The organism is Azospirillum isscasi (assembly GCF_030849505.1).
Lineage (GTDB): Bacteria > Pseudomonadota > Alphaproteobacteria > Azospirillales > Azospirillaceae > Azospirillum > Azospirillum isscasi.
Map to the genome: position 1 here is coordinate 1 of NZ_JAUJFI010000350.1, position 1427 is coordinate 1427.

A 1427-nucleotide genomic window follows, 5' to 3' on the forward strand; every position below is an offset into this window, starting at 1 on the left:
CTGCGTCGCGTCCCGGCCTGTTCGATGACTGGACGGTACGCGAGGCCGCCCTCCCCCGCTGTGGCCTGCACCACAGTCCGCTGCGGTTTGCTTTCGTGGATCGCCCGCCGCGTTCTTCACCACGGAGGCACAGAGACACGGAGGAATGGAGAGGGCCGGTTCTCTGTGTCTCCGTGTCTCTGTGGTTCACCGTCTCCGTGGCTCACCGTCCTTGCGAAACCCGCCGCTTCACCACCCGTGATTGACGTTCATCAAGACTCCGGCGGGCAAAGCGGTGTTTCCTCCGCTCCCATGACCATCGATCTTCTCCTCGCCGCCCTGTTCCTGTTCGCCACCCACGCCGTGCCGTCCTGGCCGGGGGTGCGGCCGCGGCTGATCGCCCGGCTGGGGCGGGGCGGGTTCGTCGCCCTGCATTCGCTGGGTTCGCTGCTGGCGCTCGGCCTGTTCGTCTGGGCCTACCGCGAGGCCGGGGGCGGGGAACCGCTGTTCGTTCCCGCCGGTTGGGCGGCGCCGCTCGTCGTCGCGCTGATGCCGCTGTCCTTCCTGCTGGTCGCCGCCCGCGTCACCAGCAAGGCCGGCGAGCCGGACGCCCCGAACCCGCCGCGGGGCATCTACCGGATCACCCGCTTTCCCGGCAGCGTGGGGCTTCTGCTCTGGGCGCTGCTGCATCTCCAGGCGACGGGCGACGGGCGGCGCGTCGTCCTGTTCGCGGCCATGGCGGCCATCGCGCTGTTCGCCATGGTCAAGAACGACTGGCTCCTGCGCCGCGGCGAGGCCGGGCGGGCCTATCGCGCGGAGACGTCCGCGCTGCCCTTCGCCGCCATCCTCGCCGGGCGCCAGAGCTTCCGTCCCGGCGAGATCGGCTGGGGCCGTGCGCTGGGCGCGCTGGCCGCCTACGCCGCCATGATCGCGGTCCATCCCTGGCTGTTCGGGGTCAGCCCGCTCTATTGGCTGTAGCCGCGGCGGCGTCCGGCACGCCGGCGCGGTCCGCCTGTTGACGGTCATGGAAAATCGACCGCGGAGGAGGACCGCCATGGAGCATCACACCGGACCCGACGACCCCCGCGTCCGCGAGCGCGCCCACGCCATCTGGGAGCGGGAGGGCCGCCCCGAAGGCCGCCACATCGCGCATTGGCAACAGGCCGTCCGCGAGATCGCGGAGGAAGACGCCGCCCTCGGCCCGGAGGCCGGGTTGCAGACCCCCGACAGCGCCAGCGAACGCGCCCTGCACGAGGCCGCCGAGCATCTGCGCGGCGTGGACACGCACAGCCGCCAACCGCACAGCCGGCAACCGTCCTCGGCGTGAGGCCGGGCGGTCAGTCCTCGTCGTCCAGCGACAGGCGGCGGACTTCGAGCCGGGGATCGGGCTGGGGCAGGGGGCGCGGTTCCGGCGCCGCCCGGCCCGCGGCGGGCGGCGGGGCGGCGGG

The 1427-nt window shown here is 73.0% G+C and carries 2 protein-coding genes; both read left to right on the forward strand.

The features are described 5' to 3' along the window. Nucleotides 1-291 precede the first annotated feature (291 nt). Nucleotides 292-957 (forward strand): NnrU family protein, encoded by a 666-nt coding sequence (locus tag QSG27_RS28920; protein WP_306712298.1) that lies wholly within the window; start codon nucleotides 292-294, stop codon nucleotides 955-957. Nucleotides 958-1033: 76 nt separating this feature from the next. Continuing rightward, the gene (locus QSG27_RS28925) at nucleotides 1034-1306 is read left to right on the forward strand and encodes a DUF2934 domain-containing protein (protein ID WP_306712301.1); all 273 of its coding nucleotides are present in this window, start codon (nucleotides 1034-1036) and stop codon (nucleotides 1304-1306) included. The last annotated feature ends 121 nt before the right edge of the window (nucleotides 1307-1427 follow it).